The 18,705-nt window shown below is 69.4% G+C and carries 16 protein-coding genes; 13 read left to right on the forward strand and 3 right to left on the reverse strand.

The features are described from left to right. The first annotated feature begins 89 nt into the window (after positions 1-89). From UA75_RS05655 to UA75_RS05665, 3 genes are all read left to right on the forward strand, one after another. Entirely contained in the window at positions 90-926 is an 837-nt protein-coding gene (locus UA75_RS05655) for an IclR family transcriptional regulator (RefSeq protein WP_232251167.1), read from the forward strand. Positions 927-1,014: 88 nt separating this feature from the next. After that, the gene (locus UA75_RS05660; RefSeq protein WP_232237641.1) at positions 1,015-1,605 is read left to right on the forward strand and encodes an RraA family protein; all 591 of its coding nucleotides are present in this window, start codon (positions 1,015-1,017) and stop codon (positions 1,603-1,605) included. Next, a complete protein-coding gene (locus tag UA75_RS05665; protein ID WP_232237642.1) occupies positions 1,598-2,509 on the forward strand; it encodes an NAD(P)-dependent oxidoreductase in 912 nt (303 codons plus the stop codon). Before UA75_RS05660 ends, UA75_RS05665 begins: the two co-directional genes overlap by 8 nt. Positions 2,510-2,881: 372 nt before the next feature. Here the strand turns inward: UA75_RS05665 and UA75_RS05670 are convergent, their stop codons facing one another. Beyond that, the gene (locus UA75_RS05670; RefSeq protein WP_075739355.1) at positions 2,882-4,348 is read right to left on the reverse strand and encodes a serine/threonine-protein kinase; all 1,467 of its coding nucleotides are present in this window, start codon (positions 4,346-4,348) and stop codon (positions 2,882-2,884) included. Between the two features lie 507 nt (positions 4,349-4,855). Between UA75_RS05670 and UA75_RS05680 the strand changes: the two genes are divergently transcribed. From UA75_RS05680 to UA75_RS05690, 3 genes are read left to right on the forward strand one after another with little or no spacing between them, the layout of a single operon-like run. Further along, positions 4,856-5,605, forward strand: coding sequence for a YbaB/EbfC family nucleoid-associated protein (locus UA75_RS05680; RefSeq protein ID WP_198044228.1), 750 nt, complete (start codon positions 4,856-4,858; stop codon positions 5,603-5,605). Continuing rightward, entirely contained in the window at positions 5,602-5,931 is a 330-nt protein-coding gene (locus UA75_RS05685) for a WXG100 family type VII secretion target (RefSeq protein WP_075739358.1), read from the forward strand. The genes UA75_RS05680 and UA75_RS05685 overlap by 4 nt, the downstream gene beginning before the upstream one ends. A gap of 19 nt (positions 5,932-5,950) precedes the next feature. Continuing rightward, positions 5,951-7,048, forward strand: coding sequence for a WXG100 family type VII secretion target (locus tag UA75_RS05690; protein ID WP_157434010.1), 1,098 nt, complete (start codon positions 5,951-5,953; stop codon positions 7,046-7,048). 112 nt (positions 7,049-7,160) lie between these two features. Here UA75_RS05690 and UA75_RS05695 read toward each other — a convergent pair whose 3' ends face one another. Further along, positions 7,161-8,633: a hypothetical protein gene (locus UA75_RS05695; RefSeq protein WP_157434011.1), complete on the reverse strand. Its 1,473-nt coding sequence runs from the start codon at positions 8,631-8,633 to the stop codon at positions 7,161-7,163. Between the two features lie 216 nt (positions 8,634-8,849). Here UA75_RS05695 and UA75_RS05700 point away from each other — a divergent pair, with 216 nt between their 5' ends. The 3 genes from UA75_RS05700 (at position 8,850) to UA75_RS05710 (ending at position 12,239) form a co-directional block, all read left to right on the forward strand. Then, positions 8,850-9,428, forward strand: coding sequence for a TetR/AcrR family transcriptional regulator (locus UA75_RS05700; protein WP_075739360.1), 579 nt, complete (start codon positions 8,850-8,852; stop codon positions 9,426-9,428). Positions 9,429-9,954: 526 nt separating this feature from the next. Continuing rightward, the gene (locus UA75_RS05705; RefSeq protein ID WP_075739361.1) at positions 9,955-10,560 is read left to right on the forward strand and encodes a dTDP-4-dehydrorhamnose 3,5-epimerase family protein; all 606 of its coding nucleotides are present in this window, start codon (positions 9,955-9,957) and stop codon (positions 10,558-10,560) included. A gap of 176 nt (positions 10,561-10,736) precedes the next feature. After that, entirely contained in the window at positions 10,737-12,239 is a 1,503-nt protein-coding gene (locus tag UA75_RS05710; protein ID WP_075739362.1) for an NDP-hexose 2,3-dehydratase family protein, read from the forward strand. Here UA75_RS05710 and UA75_RS05715 read toward each other — a convergent pair. Continuing rightward, positions 12,205-13,314, reverse strand: coding sequence for a DegT/DnrJ/EryC1/StrS family aminotransferase (locus UA75_RS05715; protein ID WP_075739363.1), 1,110 nt, complete (start codon positions 13,312-13,314; stop codon positions 12,205-12,207). The genes UA75_RS05710 and UA75_RS05715 overlap by 35 nt on opposite strands. Positions 13,315-13,840: 526 nt before the next feature. Here UA75_RS05715 and UA75_RS05720 point away from each other — a divergent pair. The 4 genes from UA75_RS05720 to UA75_RS05740 all read left to right on the forward strand — a co-directional run bounded on the left by UA75_RS05720 (position 13,841) and on the right by UA75_RS05740 (position 18,703). Then, on the forward strand, positions 13,841-15,034 hold the full coding sequence (locus UA75_RS05720) for a macrolide family glycosyltransferase (protein ID WP_075743454.1): 1,194 nt from the start codon (positions 13,841-13,843) through the stop codon (positions 15,032-15,034). Further along, positions 15,034-16,617 carry an AfsR/SARP family transcriptional regulator gene (locus tag UA75_RS05725; protein WP_075739364.1) on the forward strand — a complete coding sequence of 528 codons (1,584 nt, stop codon included), beginning with the start codon at positions 15,034-15,036 and terminating at the stop codon, positions 16,615-16,617. The genes UA75_RS05720 and UA75_RS05725 overlap by 1 nt, the downstream gene beginning before the upstream one ends. Positions 16,618-16,871: 254 nt before the next feature. Continuing rightward, on the forward strand, positions 16,872-17,375 hold the full coding sequence (locus tag UA75_RS05730) for an NUDIX domain-containing protein (RefSeq protein WP_075739365.1): 504 nt from the start codon (positions 16,872-16,874) through the stop codon (positions 17,373-17,375). Between the two features lie 452 nt (positions 17,376-17,827). Next, a complete protein-coding gene (locus UA75_RS05740; protein WP_083690636.1) occupies positions 17,828-18,703 on the forward strand; it encodes an HD domain-containing protein in 876 nt (291 codons plus the stop codon). Positions 18,704-18,705 lie beyond the last annotated feature (2 nt).

The following is an 18,705-nucleotide window of genomic DNA, read 5'->3' on the forward strand; positions in this document are numbered from 1 at the left end:
CCCTTGTGACCTGGGTTGAACACACGATGTCCACCTGGCGGACACTTATGACCGCCTGATGGTATAGTCACCGTTGGTTGCGTGCAACCATGTCGCGTCTCGACGAGGAGGGGCTGGGGATGAGGTCCGGTGGAGCCGACGCTCCGGAGGGCGACGGCGGCGGCATTCGCGCCGTCAGCCGGGCGTTTCGGGTGCTGGGGGCGTTCTCGGTCGACCGGATGTCGCTCGGCGTCGCCGAGATCGTCCGTGAGACCGGCCTGCCGAGGACCACCGTGCTGCGGCTGGTCGAGACCCTGCAGGCCGAGGGCATGCTGGAGTTCGGTGCCGACGGGCAGGTCAGGGTGGGCACCCGCATGATCGGCCTGGCCGCCTTCGCCGATGCCGCGTGGACGCTGCCTGCGGCGAGCCTCGTGCGGATGCGGGAGCTGGCCGCCGCGACCGGCGAGACGGTGAGCCTCTACGTGCGCCGGGGCCTGCACAGAGTGGTGGTCGGCCAGGCACCCAGTCCGAACATGCTGCGTCACGTCGTGCAGACGGGCGACGAACTGCCGATGTGGGGCGGCTCCGCAGCCCTGGTCCTGTTTGGCCTCGAGCCGCCTGCCGAGCGTGACGAGCTGATCGAGCGGACGGCCCGGTCACCGGAGTCGCAGAGCGATGCCGACACCATCCGGCGCGGCGTCGAGTCGGCCCTCGCGAACGGCTGGAGCATCTCGCACGGGCGGCGCGAGCCGGGCAACACCGGACTCGCGGTGCCGATTCCCGCCGATCCGGCCGCAGGCGCCGACGCACCCGCCCGACGGGCGGTGCTCGCCCTCGGCGGACCCACCATCCGGTTCACCGAGGACAAGATCCCCGGTTTCGTGGCCGCGGTCCGCGCCTGCGCCGAGGACATCGCCCGCACCGGACTGCCGCCCGCCCTGCACTGACGAGGTGACGGCCCGGCCGAGGCAGGCCTCGCGCGCCCGTCCTGATCTGCGCCGACGCCGCCGTCACCGCACGACGAGAAGGAGGATCGTGAACTCGATCAACGGCTATCCGTCCCCGGCCGACCTGCCGGTCGCCACCCTGTCCGACGCCATGGAACGGTTCGGGGTCGCCCACGGCATCCGGCCGTTGTGGCCCGGCGCGGCGCTGTCCGGACCCGCCTTCACCGTGTGGACCCGCCCCGGCGACAACAAGGGTCTGCACGCCGCGTTCGAGACCATCCGGCGCGGCGAGATCCTGATCGTCAACGGCGGCGGCGACGAGACACGGGCGCTGATCGGCGAACTGGTGGTGCAGAAGGCGCGGGCGCTGGAGATCGGGGGCATCGTCCTGGACGGCGCGGCCCGCGACGTGACCGAACTTGCCGAGTTGGGCGTGCCGGTCTTCGCGCGGGCGGTCACCCCGGCCGGACCCTGGAAGACCGGGCCGTACCGGATCGGCGGGACCATCGCCGTCGGCGGCGTGCCGGTCCGACCCGGCGACTGGGTGGTCGGCGACGACGACGGTGTCGCGATCGTGCCCGCAGAGCAGCGTGCCGACGTCGTGCGGATCGCGCGGGAGCTGATCGAGGGCGAGGCGCAGCGACGCACCGCGAACCAGGGACTCGTGCCCCGTGGCTGAGTCGCCGATCGTCTGGATTCCCCGGCCCGTCCACGATGACGCGCTGGTACTGCTGCGGGAGCACGCCGACGTCCGCCTCGGTTACGGCGAGGAGGCGACGACGTTCGAGGAGATCGCGGACCGCGTCGTCGGAATCCTGCTCCGCACGGCGCGTGTCGACGGCGAGATGATGCGCCGAGCGCCCGCGTTGAGCATCGTCGCCCGCCACGGCGTCGGCCTCGACACGGTGGACCTCGTGACGGCCGGGCAGCGGGGGATCACGGTCACCACCACGCCGACCGCCAACACCCGATCCGTCGCCGAGCACACCATCGCGCTGCTGCTCGCCGTACGGCGGGGCATCGGGATCGCCGTCCGAGGCGAGGGCGACGTCCGAGCCTCGATCCAGGGGCGCGAGCTGGCAGGCTCGACGCTGGGCCTGATCGGCTTCGGGCGTATCGCGGCGAGCGTCGCGCACATCGCCCGCCACGGGTTCGGGATGCGGGTGCTCGCCTTCGACCCGATGCGCTCGGCGGAGGACATCGCGGCGGACGGTGCCGAGCCCGCGACGCTGGCGGAGCTGCTCGCCGCCTCCGATGCGGTGAGCCTGCACGTGCCGCTCACCCCCGAGACCCGCTCGCTGATCGGCCTCGACGAGCTGCTGGCCATGCCGAAGGGCGGCGTGGTGCTCAATACCTCGCGGGGCGGCACCCTCGACGAGGCGGCGCTGCTCACCGCGCTGCGACGGGGCCATCTGGCGGGTGCGGGCCTCGATGTCACGGTGGTCGAGCCGCTTCCGGCGGATCACCCGTTGCGGCAGGAGCCGACGGTGATCATCACGCCGCACGTCGGAGCGCAGACGGCCGAGGCGATGCGCCGGATGGCCACCGATGCCGCGAATCGGATCATCGAACACCTGTCGTGATCGCGGTCGGGGAGCGCGGGAGGTTCCACTCAGGATGACCAAGGCGGGGCCGCACTTCGTCCGATGACGACGGGCGCGATCCGCGCTCCTGCCGCGCGGGTGATCTCCTGGCGTCCCCCGGAACCGAGCTGGCGGCGCTGTGCTGACGGGCCTGCCCGTCGTCGCATGGTGATGGCGGCCGGGCGCTGGCCTGCCGCGTCACCTGTAGGCGGGAGCCGAAAGGCTCCGGCCGGCAGGGGTCGCAGGGGAGCCCTGCCTGCCGAACTACCGAAGAATCCGGCGGCGCCGCAGTCCGGGGCTGTCGATGTGGGCGGACGTGCGGGAGTCGGACACCGCCCGCACCGGGCACGGGCCGAGCGCCAGGAAGGACGGTCAGCGTGAGTGCTTCGCCTCCCGTTCCCAGCCTGCCGCGATGAGGACGATCACGAGATAGGCGAGGGCCGAGAAGGCGATGCCGATCAGGAACGCCGCGCCGGAGATCGCGCAGAACGCGGCGGTGCCCCCTGCGGCGAAGCCGATGATGCGGACGATGGTGGTCACCGTCGCCCCGCCTCCCTCCGGCACGGTCTCGGCGATGCGGGAGCCGAATCGAGCGGTGCGATAACAGATCCACACGATGGGGATCATGAGCAGGAACCCTGCACGCTGACTGTCGGCCACAGCCGTGTTCGAGATGAAGTCCCAGGCATAGATGAAGACCTCCGGGTAGCGGACGAGGAGGCTGTAGGCGCCTGCGAGGACGACGAACGTCATGAGCACGACGTAGCCCGTGCCCTGCCATCGCTGCTGCTTCGCCACGCGCGGCGTCGACCGCCCCGAGTGCCCCTGGTCGGCAGGCGTGCCTGTCGAGGGCTGTTCGGCAGCGGGCCGCCCGTCTGCTGCCGCAGGCCGTTCGGCCGCTGCGGGCTGCTCCTCGGCGGCCTCCTTCTTCCGCGCCGCTTGCTCCACCTTCGTGAGGACTCGGGTGTGACGAGCGGTCCTCGGCGCGGCGCCGGACTCGCCGGGCCGCCCGTCGGCGGAAGACGGGTCGACGACGGCCAGCGCCTCGGCGATCGACGGTCGTTCGTCGGGCTCCTTGCTCATCAGCCGAGTCAGCAGCGGCGTGAGCCTGCCTGCCAGCCGGGGCGGCGGAATCTCGCCGAACAGGACGGCCGTCAGCGTGGCGGCCGGTGTGTCGCGGCGAAAGGGGGAGATGCCCTCGACGGCCTGGTACAGCGTCACCCCGAGCGAGAACAGATCGCTGGCCGCCGTCGCCTCCTTGCCGTGCCACCGTTCCGGGGCCAGGTACTCCGAGGAGCCGAGGAATGCTCCGGTAGCCGTCAACGCCGTGTCGGTGTGGTGGACCGAGATCCCGAAGTCGGCGAGCAGGACCTCGCCCTCGGTCGTGATCATCACGTTGCCCGGTTTGACGTCGCGGTGCACGATGCCCGCCTGATGGGCCGCCCGCAGCGCCCGAAGCAGCGCAGTCGCGACGTTCGCGGTGTCCTCCACCGACAGCGGCCCATGCCGGACGAGATGTTCCTCCAACGAGCTGCCGTCGACCAGTCGCATGACGATCCACGGGATGTCGTCTTCGAGGACGACATCGTGCACGGCGACGATGTTGGGGTGGTCGCGTAATCGGGCGGCGTTGCGAGCCTCGCGTGCGGCCCGGGCCGCACGTTCGGTGTGTTCGGCGGCGGTGACCTCTCGAGGGAGCCGCAGCTCCTTGATCGCCACATCCGTGTGCAAGACCTCGTCGCGCGCCTGCCACACCCGGCCGAACCCGCCGGAACCGAGATCGGCGACCAGCCGAAACCGCCCGCCGATCAATCGGCCGGAGGCCGCCTGCTGCGTCACTGTCCCTCCAAGAATCGACACCGGATGGCGACGGGTCAGCGTACTCAGCGCGAGCGGTGCTGCGATGTCGAAACGGTGATCTCCTCCTCGCGGCCCCCGGATGTCTCCCGGGACGGATTCCGGTCTGACCCATCCGATCGCCGCGCATCGATCCACCCCCCTCGAACAGCACTACATGGCCGCCCGCGAGTGCGGCGGTCGTCGACTCCTCGAGTGTCTGCTCGGCCGATCTCTCGTTCCTCGTCGTGGTTCCGGCGAGGCGCCGAGGTGTGACGCGTTCGGGCGAATGACGGTCGGTCGGCCCGCATTCTTCGGTGCGTCGGCGGATTAGCCTTGAGCCCGGTATGCAGGCCTGACCTGCCGCCGGAACCACGCGGTGGAGATCCTCAGAGTCGGCGCGCCGTCGTCGACGTTGTCGACCGTCGTCCTCGGTGCGGTCCGGCAAGGCGAAGCGGACGTCGTTCCGGTGTGCTCGGACGTCCGTCGACGATTCTCATGGTGGTGTGCATGTCTAGTCCGTCGGAGCGACGAGCCGAGCTGGAAGGACGGATGGCGACGCTCAAGGAACAGGCCGCCGTCCTGACCGAGCAGCTCGCCAGTCAGACCGAACAGTTGCAGGCCGCGCAGGAGCAGGCCTCGGCGGCGCGCGGGGCCGCGACCTCGCCGGACGGGCTCGTCAGCATCACGGTCGACGCGACGGGCGGGATGGCGGAGCTGCGACTCGCGCCGACCGCCTTCGCCCGCAGCACTCCTGAGCGGCTCGCCCGCTCCATCTCGGACACCTTCGCCGCCGCCAAGGCCGGAGCCCAGGCCCAGGTCAGCGGCGCATTTGGCAGTCTCGCGCAGGCACCGGTGGTGGACCTGGGCGACGTGGTCGAGGGCATGCCGTCGCTGCGCAGCCTGTTCGAGACGGCGACTCGACCACTGCAGCCTCCCGAGGAACAGCCCGGCCAGGGCGCCCCGGCACCGACGGACCGGTCGGGGCCGCCGCCTGGTGGCTTTCGGACTCCGGGGCCGCCGAACGCGGCGCCGCCGCCGGGATTCGCGCCGCACAGCCCGCCGCACCACAGCCCGCCGCACGCTCCGCCGCCCGGGCCCTTCGGCCAGCCCGCTCCGCCGCCCGGCCACGGGCCCGCCCCCGGTCGGCCGCAGCCGCCCGGCGAACCGCCCCGGTCGGCACCGCGACGGCGGCCTGCGGACGACGAGCCCGATGACGACGACGGCGGCGGCTCCATCTTTCAGAGGGGGAACTGGTGAGTGACGGATACCGAGCGGATACGACGGCGCTGCGATCGGCGTCTCCGCAGTTCTCCTCGGCTGCGGACCAGCTCCGCGACGCGTTGGAGCGGCTGGAGGCGAGCATGTCCGCCGCCACGGGCGCGTGGGGCGGCGACGAGTCGGGAACGGCCTTCGGTGAGGCCTACGTGCCTGCGGCGACGGAGGGCACCAACGCCTTCACTACGTTCGCCGAGGGACTCGACGACATCAAGGTGAATCTCGACGCCTCGGCCGAGCAGTGGGATGCCGACGACCTCGCCGCCGAACAGGCATTCAGCCGACAGGCTGAGGGCCTGGGCTACTGACTGATCTCAGGAGCAAGTCATGGGAATGGAACTACCCGAGTCGTTGCAGTGGGTGGCCTCGGTCGCGCTCGGCGCGGACTGGCCGGAGAGCGACGAGGACAAGCTCCGCGAGCTGGGCGCGGCCTGGTCCACGGCGGGCACCGACGTCGCCTCGGTGCTGGAGACCGCCGGTTCGGCTGCTTCGGCCGCCGTCGGGACGATGCAGGGGGATACCGCCGAACAGTTCCAGGCCTACTGGGACGAGTTCGCGGAGCACCTCGGGCAGCTCACCGAGCTGTCCGAGCAGCTGTCCACCGGCTGCGACGAGATGGCGTTGGAGGTCGAGCACGCCAAGATCAGCATCTACGTCGCGCTGGCCGCGTTGGCGATTCAGATCATCGCGCTGCTCGCGGCGGCTGCGGCGAGTTTCGGCACCGCCTCGGCAGGCATTCCGGTCGCCCAGCTCGCCACGCAGTTCACCATCCGACAGATCCTGATCAAGCTGTTGCAGAACATCCTGCTCAGCGTGGCCACCAACCTGGTCACCGACTACGGCATCCAGGCCTTCCAGATGGCCAGGGGCGACCGCTCCACGTTCGACAACAGCAACTTCGGCAACCACGTCGTCAACGGTGTCGTCGCGGGCATCGGCCAGACCGCGGGCGGCGCCGTCAGCGGCTTCATCCCCTCGGGCGCCAGCCGGAGCTTCGGCGGGGCGGCGTTGCAGGGTGCGGCGTCCGGGGCTGCGGGCGGCGCGGTCGGCGGTGCCGTCGACTTCGTCGGCCAGGGCGTGACGCAGGGCCAGTGGGACCCCCGCAACATCGTCGGCGGTGCGATCACCGGCAGCGTCGGCGGAGCGCAGGGCGGCATGGCGGGCCGGACCGACGCCCTGTCGGCGTCGACCCGAGGCGAGGGCGGCTACAGCACGCCTGCGAACAACCCTGCGCACGCGCGGGAGGTCTTGGAGAACGACCTCAACTGGCGGGTGGGCAACCACACCCCCGAGGGTGCCCCCAACCCCTACGGCAGCCGGGTCCGGGAGGACGTCGGCGACATCGGCGCTGCGGTCACCGACCAGGCAGGCAGGCACAAGCCGCAGAACGATGACAAGGAGAACTCGCTGCCGTCCGGTGACTGATCACCGAGACGAGGCGGGTCGCCGGAGCCCTGGAACAGCGGATACGTCCTGTTCCGGGCTCCGGCATCCCTGCCGACGTGGCGAGGCGGGCACCCCCAGGGCCCGCCTCGGCTCACTCGGCGGCGAGGGTGAACACCGCAGTCGCGTGCGGGCCGACGGTGAGTCGGCCCGCCTGCACCGGCCGGGACACCGGCGGCCTCGATCCCGTGGTGACGTCCACGAAGGACAGCGTCCCGCTCGCCTCGTCGAGGTCCAGGGCCACCTCGGCGGCACCCTTGTTGATGATCAAGATCTTGCGTTCGCCCTCCGTGGTGTGGACGGCCTGCACGAACAATCGTGCGTCGACGAACTGCGGGTAGCCCGCCCTCGCCTCGACGTGCGTGTCACCGGGCCCGAAGTGGTCCAGAAGCAGTTTCGTGACCTGGTAACGGGCATTGGGCTCGCCGGTGTCCCAGTCGACGAGCGTCACGCCGGGGATCATGCTCGGGTAGTCCATGAACTCGGCGACCCCGACGAGGTCGATGCCCAGCTCCACGCAGCGGGCCCAGAGATAGGCGTGCACCGATCCGCTGAGCGTCCAGTACCAGTCCGGGATCTGCGGGTCGGGGTTCATCAGATCGGCGAGGTAGGTGCCGATCTCGTTCAGGAATGTCTTCGTGTTCGGGGACAGTCGGATTCGGATCGAGTCGATGAACCTGACCTGATCGAGGAAGGCGTCGACCTGGGCGAAGAACGTGCTGTTCCAGGTCTCCTCGCCCGCGTTGCCCTCGGGGGAGAACGGATTGATGATCTGCGGCGTGGCGTAGAAGTGGTAGGAGACGGCGTCGAGCGGGATGCCGGACCGGTGGTTCACCGGGTCCAGGAAGTACCAGAAGTACTCCGGGTCGTGGTGCACATGGCTCAAAGACAGACCGACGAACCGCATCTCCGGGTCCAGCGGCCGTAGCCGCTCTACGACGGCGTCATAGAGGCGGGTGTAGGTCTCCGGCGATATCCCAAGGTTCCAGTCGGGCTCGCAGAGCACCTCCCAGTAGGCGAACCGATAGCGGTGGCCGGACTCGTGGCGGACCCCGTTCTCGTCGGTGAATCCGCCAGCGATGTACCAGCTCGCGACGCGGAAGAAGTAGTCCGCGACCTCGGTGAACGTCTCGTCTCGTAATCCGCTGCTGTTCTCGTACTCCCAGTGGATGGTGTCGGGGTCGGTGGAGTACTCGGGAGGAGTGGTGAGCATCCAGCCCGGGATGGTCGCGAAGTTCGCGACGACCGGGCGGCCTTCGCTCGCCTTGACGAAGTCCTCGACGAAGGGGTCGAGGTTGCCGAAGTTCCACGACGTGCCCGCCTCGGTGGGCGGCTCCAGCGCGGGCACCGAGAGCGTCGGATGCGTGAACCAGGGCAGGAAGCGCACGTAGTCGGCTCGCAACTCACGAAGCGCTTCGAAGACTCGATCATGAATCGGCGAGTCGCGCCGCATCGGCGGTGCGGTCCAGATGTGGGTGGTGAGCACGGTCTTCGACACGGAGGTCGGGTTGGTCCAGTCCACCGTTACCGAAGGGGTCGGCGGGACGGGGACGTCGATATCGGTCATGGCTGGGCGGTCCTTTCGTCGGCCTGCTGCTTTGGGCGCACGGCGATCAGCGCAAGCCCGGCAACCGAAGGCGCGGATGACGCCCTCAGGTCTTCGGTGTCGCCGGGGTGATCACCGGTATGCCGAGCATACGCACGTTCTATACAAACGTACAAGACGTTTGTATAGAACGCATGTGTGAGACGTTTGTGTGACTCGTGCCGGTACCATGCCCGCATGGGACAGCGAGACGACCTGTTGGCCGGGGCGCGTCAGTGCCTGATCGAGAAGGGCTACGCCCACACGACCGCGCGGGACATCGTCGCCGTCACCGGAGCGAACCTCGCCTCCATCGGGTACCACTTCGGCACCAAGGACGCGCTGCTCAACGCGGCCGTCATGGAGACGTTCACCGAGTGGGGCAGCTCCATCGAGGGCGCCGCCGCGTTCCTGCCGGGCACCACGCCGGAGTCCCGCCTCGAGGCTTTCCTGACCGGCCTGCTGGCGACCGCTCCTGAACAGCGGTCGATGATGGTGGCGAGCACTCAGGCCCTTGCCCAGGCCGAATTCGCCCCCGACGTGCGCGAGCAGCTGGCGGCGACCTTCGTCAAGGTCCGCAGTGACCTGGCCGCCATGGTGCTCGGGGTGGCACCAGACGTCGTGACGCAGGAGCAGGCCCGCACGACCGGCTCGTTGGCCCTGACCCTGATCAACGGCGCCATGTCGCAGTGGCTGGTCGACGCAGCGGCGGCGCCGAGGGCCGGAGAGCTGGTCGAGGCGATACGCAGTCTCGCCGGGTCGTCGCCGCGAGGATGACCGGCCGGGCCGCCGCCTGATCCTCTCGCGCTGAATCACCGCGTTGAGGACGGCAGCGACCGCAGGCGGCGGATCGCCGTCGAGTTCGGTGCGGTGGCAGCACAGTCGGACGCGGAGCCGGGCGGCCGGGTCGAGCCTGGTCCTCGGCGGGCCGCCGATGCCCCGTCGGATGAGGACGTCGTGCTCCACTGCGGAGTGGCAGGCCGAGTGCGCCCGCATCGTGGTGAGGTGTTCCGTCTGCAGACCGCCGACCCCTATCGACCCGCCTGCCCGGCACCCGGCCAACCCCACCCCAGACTTCTCGCCGGGCGCCCCCTAGTTCGTTGACCTGCCTCACCGGGGCTGAGCACACTTCCGGGCGAAGGATCATCCGGCGTTCGCCGGTGGCTCGACGGCGCCGTGCCGTCGCCGACCGCCCGTCGCCGTGGTGGACGGCCCGAGTCTCGGGCCTGCCCGCGCGAAAGGAGGAATCCGTGCCTGCGAAGGAGGAATCCGTGCCCGGCTCGTCGGATTCGGTGACGGTCGCATGAAGGCGCGGGAACTCACCGTCGAGGGAGCCTTCGAGTTCAGTCCCGACGTCTTCCCCGACGAACGAGGCGAGTTCGTCTCGCACTATCAGGAGCCCGCGTTCGTGGCGGCGCTCGGTCATCCGCTGTTCCCGATCGCGCAGGTCAGTCAGAGCCGGTCCCGCCGGGGCGTGCTGCGCGGCATCCACTTCACCAGGACACCGCCGGGCACGGCGAAATACGTCCACTGTCCGCAGGGCAGCGCGCTGGACTTCGTCGTCGATCTCCGGCTCGGCTCGCCGACCTTCGGTCGGTGGGACACCGTCGCGCTGAACTCCACGGACTACCGAGGCGTGTACTTCCCACCGGGCGTGGGCCACGCCTTCGTGGCGCTGGAGGACGACACGCTGATCCACTATCTGTTGTCCGAGAACTATTCGCCGGGCAACGAACTCGCCCTGTCGCCGTTCGATCCCGAGATCGGACTGGAGCTGCCCGAGCGGCTGCCCGTGATCCAGTCCGAGCGGGACCGCGCTGCCCTGTCGTTGGCCGAGGCCCGGGCACAGGGCCTGCTGCCCGATCACGCCGCGTGTCTGGAGATCCAGCAGGGCTATCGCGTGTCGTGATGTCGCGACGTCCGCGCGCGGGCGTGGGCACCTCGTCCTCGTCTGGTGTCGCGTCGACGACCGTGTCCGCTGTTCGCCCTGATCGTCGTGACCCGCGCCGGGCCGCCTGCCTCCGGGTCGCGTTGCGACGTCGTGGCATCGACGTCGCACCGCTGTCGAACCGCTAAGGAGCCCTCATGTCAGCCCCTTCTCGTCCGTCGGCGCGAGCGAGGATCGCCGAGCCGCTGAGCATCGGGGGAGTCCAGTTCGCGGACGTCACGGAGTTTCATCGATGGTTCGCCGGGGTGGCCGACCGCACGCACATGACGGTGGAGCGGCTCGGGCTGGCCGAGCTGACCGGGTGGGCGCAGGACGAGGCCACGGGCATCATCCGGCACCACAGCGGGAAGTTCTTCAGCGTCGAGAGCCTGGACGTCCGGGTCACCAGCGGCCCGGTGCCGCAGTGGTCGCAGCCGATCATCAACCAGCCCGAGGTGGGCATCCTCGGCATCCTGATCAAGGACTTCGACGGCGTGCCGCACTGCCTGATGCAGGCCAAGCACGAACCGGGCAACCACAACGGTCTCCAGCTGTCGCCGACCGTGCAGGCGACCAAGAGCAACTACACGCGAGTCCACGGCGGACGCTCGGTCCCCTACCTGGACTACTTCCGCAACCCGGCCGCCGCCGACGTCATCGCCGACACCCGCCAGTCGGAACAGGGCTCGTGGTTCTACCGCAAACGCAATCGCAACATGATCGTCCAGGTGCCTGAGAACGGCGCTGCCGCCGACGACCTCACCCTGGAGGACGGCTTCTGCTGGCTGACCCTCGGCCAGGTCTACGAGCTGCTCAGAGTTCCCGACCTGGTGAACATGGACGCCAGGACCGTGCTGGCCTGCCTGCCGTTCGCGGGCGTCGACGTCGTCGTCTCGGACAACGCCCCGGCGGAGCAGACGGCCTGCCTGACCTCGGCCGTCGGGGCGAGCACCGACTTCGAGTCGGCCTTGGCGCGGTCTCGGGTGGCCGAGCGCGGCCTGCACACGACCGGTGACGTGTTGAGCTGGATCACCGACACGCGCATCCGCACCGATCTGCACGCCGAGCGGGGTCCGCTGGCCGAGCTACGCGGATGGCAGCACGACGGTGCCAGGATCTTCCATGAGACGGGCCGGTTCTTCGACGTCATCGGGGTCGGCGTCGACGCGGGCGGCCGGGAGATCGCGAGCTGGACTCAGCCGATGATCGAGCAGATCGGCACCGGGGTGGTCGCGTTCCTGGTGAAGCCGATCGACGGGGTGCTGCACGTGCTGATGCACGCGCGCACCGAACCCGGATACACCGATGTGACGGAGCTGGCGCCCACGGTGCAGTGCGTGCCGCAGAACTACGACGTGCTGCCCGCCGCCGCCCGCCCGCCGTTCCTCGACGAGGTCCTCGACGCGGCACCGGAGAGGATCAGGTTCGACACGATCCTCTCCGAGGAAGGCGGACGCTTCTTCGGCGCCCGCAACCGCTACCTCGTGGTGGAGACCGACCTCGAGGCCCTGCCGGCGCAGGGTGACTATCGGTGGCTCACCCTGCACCAGCTCGCCGAGTTGATGCGGCACAGCTTCTATCTCAACGTGCAGGCACGCAGCCTGGTCGTGTGCCTGCGGAGTCTGGCTACAGCATCTCCAGGACCTCGCGGAGCGTACTGATCACCTCGTCCTGCACCTTCTGCGACAGCGAGGGATACATCGGCAGCGAGAAGATCTCGCCCGCCAGCTCCTCGGTGACCGGCAGTGCGCCGCGCTCGTAGCCGAGGTGGGCGAAGCCGGTCATGGTGTGCACCGGCCAGGGGTAGCTGATGTTGAGGTGGATGTCGCGTTCCTTCAGCCGCGCGATGATGTCGTCGCGTCGCGGGTGCCGGACCACGTAGACGTAGTAGACGTGCTCGTTGCCCGCCGCCACCGAGGGCAGCACCAGGTCGGTGTCGGCCAGGCCCTCGGCGTAGCGCTCGGCCACCGCCCGCCGTCGGGCGACGTAGTCGTCCAGCCTGGGCAGCTTGCGGCGCAGGATCTCGGCGTGCACCTCGTCCAGCCTGCTGTTGCTGCCGGGGGTCTCGACGACGTAGTAGACGTCGTCCATGCCGTAGTACCGAGCGCGCCGCAGATTGCGGTCGACGATCGCATCCGAGGTGACGGCCGCTCCGCCGTCGCCGTAGGCGCCGAGGACCTTGGTGGGATAGAAGGAGAACGCGGCCGCCTTGCCCATGGTCCCGGCGAGCCGTCCGTGGTGGCGGGCGCCGTGGGCCTGCGCGCAGTCCTCCAGGATCACCAGCCCGTGCTCGGCGGCGATGCGCTCCAGCGGGGCCATGTCGACGCACTGGCCGTAGAGATGGACGGGCAGCAGACACCGGGTGCGCGGGGTGATCGCCGCCGCCACCTGCTCGACGTCCATGAGGAAGTCGTCGCGTCGGACGTCGACGAAGACCGGAACGGCGCCGACGGCGTCGATCGCGACCACGGTCGGCGCCGCGGTGTTGGACACGGTGATGACCTCGTCGCCGGGGCCGACGCCCAATGCCTGGAGCGCGAGGCGGACCGCGTTGGTCCCGTTGTCGAGGCTGACGCAGTGTTCGACGCCGTGGTAGGCGGCGAACTCCGCCTCGAAGCCCCGCACACTGGCGCCGAGGACCAGTTGACCGGAGCCGAACACCGTCTCGACGGCATCGAGTATCTCGGCGCGCTCGTTCTCGTATTCCGGTAGATAATCCCACACTCGAGTCGTCATGGTGGCCCCTTTCCTGTTATTCGCAGGGAACATAATGGGCGCCGGAAAACCCGAGCAACCCCTAGCCGTCCTCGGCCGGCGGTCGGCCCCAGACCTGGTCGATTCCGCTTGTGTGGGCCGCGTCGGCGGGATAGCGTCCGCGCCCTTCGAAACAGGGAGCTCGTCGGGACCAGGGTGGACATCTGAGCTGGTGACGGTCCCGTGGCTGCGGGTGGGCCACCCTTGATCAGGAGATGTGAGCGCCGTCACCAATGGCCGCCGGTGGTTCGGCATTCGATTTCTCCAACGGCGTCCTTCGAATCTGATCTAGGGGTGTCCACCGTCGGATCTCGTCATTTAGCGTGACACTCGTCGACGTCGAGGCGGTTCGGCATCCGAAGAAATCGGTCAGTGCGGGCGGTCGGCTGCTGCGAAGCCTGCGACGGCCCGGTGCGCGTCGTGCGGACACCAGGACGAGGCCGCGTATGTCGGTCGTCGCGGGCACCAGAGGTCCGGAGCGTGATGCCCGGAGAACGGAGTGATCGAGATGGGGCAGCACTTCCTGTTCATGAGCCACCCGGACCACGGACACGTGCTCCCGAACCTCGCCGTGGTGACCGCCCTGGTCGAGAGAGGCCACCGCGTCACCTATCTGACAGGCGAGACGATGGTGGACCTCGTGACGGAGGCGGGCGCCACCGCACTGGTCTACGACTCCCGCTATCGGCAGGCCAACTTCACCGACGTCGCCTACGACCCGCTCTACCTGATGACGCTGCTGCTCAGCGAGAGCGCCGCGATGCTGGATCGGGCGGGTGACCGGCTGGTCGACGACCGGCCGGACGCCATCGCCTACGACATCTCCATGCTCTACGCGGGCCGGATCCTCGCCAGGAAGTGGAGCATCCCGGCCGTACAGCTCATCCCGATGTTCGCCTCCAACGGCAATTACTCCTACATCAACTCGATCTACAACTCCGACGGCGCCGAGCAGTCCATGCCCGACTGGGTGGGCGAGCAGCTCGCCAGGATCGCCGCGCTGATGGACACCCACGGGATCGAGGGTTCGCCGCAGGAACTGTGGTGGGAGGTCCCCGACTTCAGCGTGGTGAACATTCCGCAGTCCTTCCAGATCGAGGGCGACACCTTCGACGAGCGCTTCGCCTTCGTCGGCCCCTGCCTGGGGCAGCGGGCCTTCTTCGGCGAGTGGAGCCCGCCCTCGAGCGGCCTGCCGGTGGTGCTGATCTCCTTCGGCGCCGTCTTCAACGAGCATGCCGACTTCTTCCGCGAGTGCGTGCGAGCCTTCACCGGGGTGCCCTGGCATGCGGTGATCACCGTGGCGGGCGGGATGGACCCGGCGGAACTGGGACCGCTGCCGCCCAACGTCGAGGTGCACCGCTGGGTCCCGCACGTCGCGGTCCTCGAGCACGCCGAGGTCGCCGTCACCCACGGCGGCATGGGCACGGTGATGGAGGCCCTGCACGCAGGCACCCCGATGGTCGTCGTCCCGACCTCCTCCATCGACGGCGTGACCGCGAACCGGCTGGCGGAGCTGAGCCTCGGCCGCACCATGCAGCCCGAGGACGTCACGGCCGACCGGCTGATCACGGCCGTGCTCGACGTCGCGGCCGACGAGTCGATCCGACGCAGCACGCAGCAGATGCGCGAGCAGATCCGCGCGGCGGGCGGAGCGCCCCGGGCGGCGGACGAGATCGAGAAGTACCTGGCACGGACGGTCTGATGGCGGGCGTGATCGAGTTTCGGATCATGGGGCCGCTCACCGTCCTGCGCGACGGCGAGGCGGTGCGCTTCGACGGTGCGCGGGAGCGCGCGGTGCTGTCGATGCTCGTGCTGGAGGCCAATCGGGTCGTCAGCGTCGGCAGACTCATCGACGCCGTGTGGGCGGGCGCTCCGCCCAAGAGCGCCCGCGCTCAGATCGCCACCTGCGTGTCCAGGCTTCGCCGTGCCCTCGGCCAGCAGGCGGGCGGTCGGGCCACGAGCCGGGACGACGTGATCACCACCGCCAACCCCGGCTACACGCTCAACGCCGATCCCGACGCGATCGACTGGGCCCGATTCCGGGCGCTGGTGACCGCAGCCCGCCGGGAGGCCTCCGCAGGCGGCAGGCAGCAGGCGGTCTCGATCCTGCGCGACGCGTTGTCCCTGCGTCGCGGCGTCGCCTTCGAGGGCGTCCACGGGATGCGCTGCGAGGCGGCCGGGCTGGAGGAGGCCCATCTCGACGCGGTGGAGAGCTGCGTCGAGATGGAGCTGGAGCTGGGTGCTCATCAGAAGGTCATCGCGGAGCTGACTCCGGTGGTCACGGAGCATCCGTTGCGGGAACGGGCCCGCGTGCAGCTGATGCTGGCCCAGTACCGGGCGGGCAGGCGGGCGGAGGCACTGCGCACCTATCACGACGCGCGACGTCAGCTCATCGAGCAGATCGGCCTCGAACCCGGCCCCGAGTTGCGACAGCTGCACGAGCGCATCCTGCGCGACGCAGCCGACCTGACCCCGTCGCCCGTCAGCGCCCCCGGCCAGGACCGACAGTTCGTCGTCCCCTCCCAACTGCCGCCCCAGGCGCTGCCCTTCGCGGGCCGGGTCGAGGCGGAGCGGGAGTTGGACGCCGCCCTTGCTCCGCGCGCCGAGACGGCCTCGCCCTCGCCGGTGATCCTCGCCGGGCCCTCGGGCGTCGGCAAGACGGCACTGGCACTGCGGTGGGCGCATCGCGCTCTCGATCTCTTCCCCGACGGTCAGCTGTTCGCCGACCTGGGCGACGGCGATCCGGCGTCGAGCTTGCGGCCGAGCATCGTGCTGGACCGGTTCCTACGCGGCCTCGGCGTGCCGGACCGGGCCATCCCGGCCGACCTGGTCGAGAAGACGGCGCTCTTCCGTTCCATGACCGCCCACCGCAGGCTGCTCGTCGTCCTGGACGGTGCGAGCGACGCCGACCAGGTGTTGCCGCTGCTGCCGGGCGGCATCCACTGTCGAGTGATCATCACGAGTCGCGACGCCCTGGACGACTTGGTGGCGCGGCAGGGTGCGTTCCGCAGCTTCGTCGGCCCCCTGCGCCCGGAGGAGTCCCGGGAACTGCTCGTCATGCTCGTGGGCCGAGCCAGGGTGGCGGCCGAGCCGTCGGCGGCGGGCAGGCTCGCGCTCAGTTCTCGCGGCTTCCCGATGGCGCTGCGCATGGCGGCGGCGCGCCTGTCCTCCCATCCACCGAGATCCCTGGAGGAGCTGGCCCCGTCGCTGCCGCTGCATCGCGAGGAGCTGGAGGACCTGCAACTGGATCTCGGCGGCAGGCGGACGCGGCCGAGCTTCGCCTAGGGGCGTGGCGCGCGGGTGCGGAACCCTGGATCGCTCGGGGCTCCGTAGCGTTCAAGGTCAGCATGGCACCCCTGCCTGCGAGTGCGGCGAGCATGGGAACAGTCCGCCGCTGGTTGTCTGGGTCGCAACCACAAGGGCCGGCAGGGGAAGGTCCGACAGAAGAGCGTGAGAGGCGGCTTTCTCGGGTGAAGGTCGGCGTTCATTGCCTGTGAGGCAGGGACTGTGGATTGGTCAACGCCGGTAATCTCCCGTGCGTGGAGTTGCTGGACTACGAGGACTACATCCGCGCCTTGCATCGACGGCGCATGTCGGCCGGAGTCCTGTTCCATCACGCCGATGGACGTGTCCTGCTCGTCGAGACCACATATAAGACCGAGTGGGAGATCCCCGGCGGCGCCGTGGAAGCCGAGGAATCACCATGGGCCACGGCGGCCAGAGAAGTTCATGAGGAACTTGGCTGGTCACGCAGGCTGGGCGGGCTGCTGGTCATCAACCACGTTCCCGCGTCCGGTGCAATGCCCGAAGGGATGGCATTCATCTTCGACGGTGGGCAGATCGACGACTCCGACGTCGCCCCGATCCAGTCGAACGACTCGGAGATCAGGTCCGCAGGCTTGTACACGCTCCACGACGCGGCGCAACTGGTGAAGACCGCACTGCACCGGACGATAAGCGTCGGCATGGCTGCGCTCAGAGGCGACGGCCGTCCCGTTCTGTGCGACGCCGGGCACCCGGCCGCCCCGACTGAGGAGACCTGAACGTGCCGCTCGCCGTGAACCTGGCACGGCTGCGCAAGGCGGGCAACCTTTCTCAAGCGGACGTCCTCACCCTCGGGAGATGGCCGCACTCGACATCCCCGCCAGCCTCCCGGTCGTCCAACACCGCCGGACGTCGCGACGCGCGGACGGAACTCCCATGCGGCACATGGTAAGCATCTTCCCGTCAAACAAGTGGACTCTCACCTACGAGGTAGGGCACTGATGGGCTACCTCATGCGTCGCGCGACCTCTGGCGACGTGGATCGCGCGGCCCACATCATCGAGCGGCGGACCGAATGGTTGAAGTCGCGGGGCTGTGATCAATGGTCTGATCCCGTCGGGCAACCGCGTGATCGCATGGCGGCTGCGATCGAAGTCGGCAGAATCTCGGAGGGATCGAGTGGTCCGCCGATCAGAATATTCGGCTCTGATCAGGCGGATAGGCTCATGTCATGCAGCCACTCGACCCGGACGACCCTCGGAGCCCCTCCGTCAAGATTGCGGCGATCATCCGCGCGGCGATCCTCTCCGGCGAGCTCGAACCAGAGGCGCAACTACCGACTGGGGACGAATTGGCGAAGTTCTTCGGTGTCACCGGAGCAACGGTCAGCTCGGCGATTCGCACGGTGCGGGACGAGGGTTTCGTGCAGAGTCGACCCGGAGGCGGTGTGTATGTGACTGGACAGGCAAGCCTGCCGGTCCCCGAGGGCCAAGTGCATCCGCTGGTCGGTCTGGGCGCCTTCCTGCATGAGGCCGGACACCTGAAGAACCTGCCTCGCTCCGGCTGGCAGCTTCTCGGCATCCAGCAGCCGGAGAGCGTGGCCGAGCACTCCTTCCGAGTCGGCATCATCGGAATGGCGCTCGCGGCGATGGAAGGCGCCGATCCTGGGAGAACCGCAGCCCTGTGCCTCATGCACGACGTACCCGAGACTCGCATCGGCGATGTGCCCTCCGTCGGCCGGGCCTATGTCACCACTGCCGTCCCGCAGGCTGTGACGGCCCATCAGACGGCAGCACTGCCGGCTGAACTCGCGACCGTCTTCCAGGGGCTGACCGCAGAGTACGAAGACACCGAGACCCTGGAGTCCAAGGTCGCCCACGATGCCGACAAGATCGAGACCTTGTTGCAGGCGAGGGAGTACGCGACGCAGGGGTACGCCACCGAGCCCTGGCAGGACACGTCGATCCAGGCGCTGCGTACCGAGTCCGCGAAACAGCTTGCTCAGGCGATCACGGCATCCGATGCGCGTGGCTGGTGGATGAACTTCGCGTCGAGCTATCAGGAACTCCGGGCCACCACCCGCGCCCGGCAGGGGCTGAAGCCGTGATC

This window comes from Actinoalloteichus sp. GBA129-24, from assembly GCF_001941645.1.
In the GTDB taxonomy this organism is placed as follows: Bacteria; Actinomycetota; Actinomycetes; order Mycobacteriales; family Pseudonocardiaceae; genus Actinoalloteichus_A; species Actinoalloteichus_A fjordicus.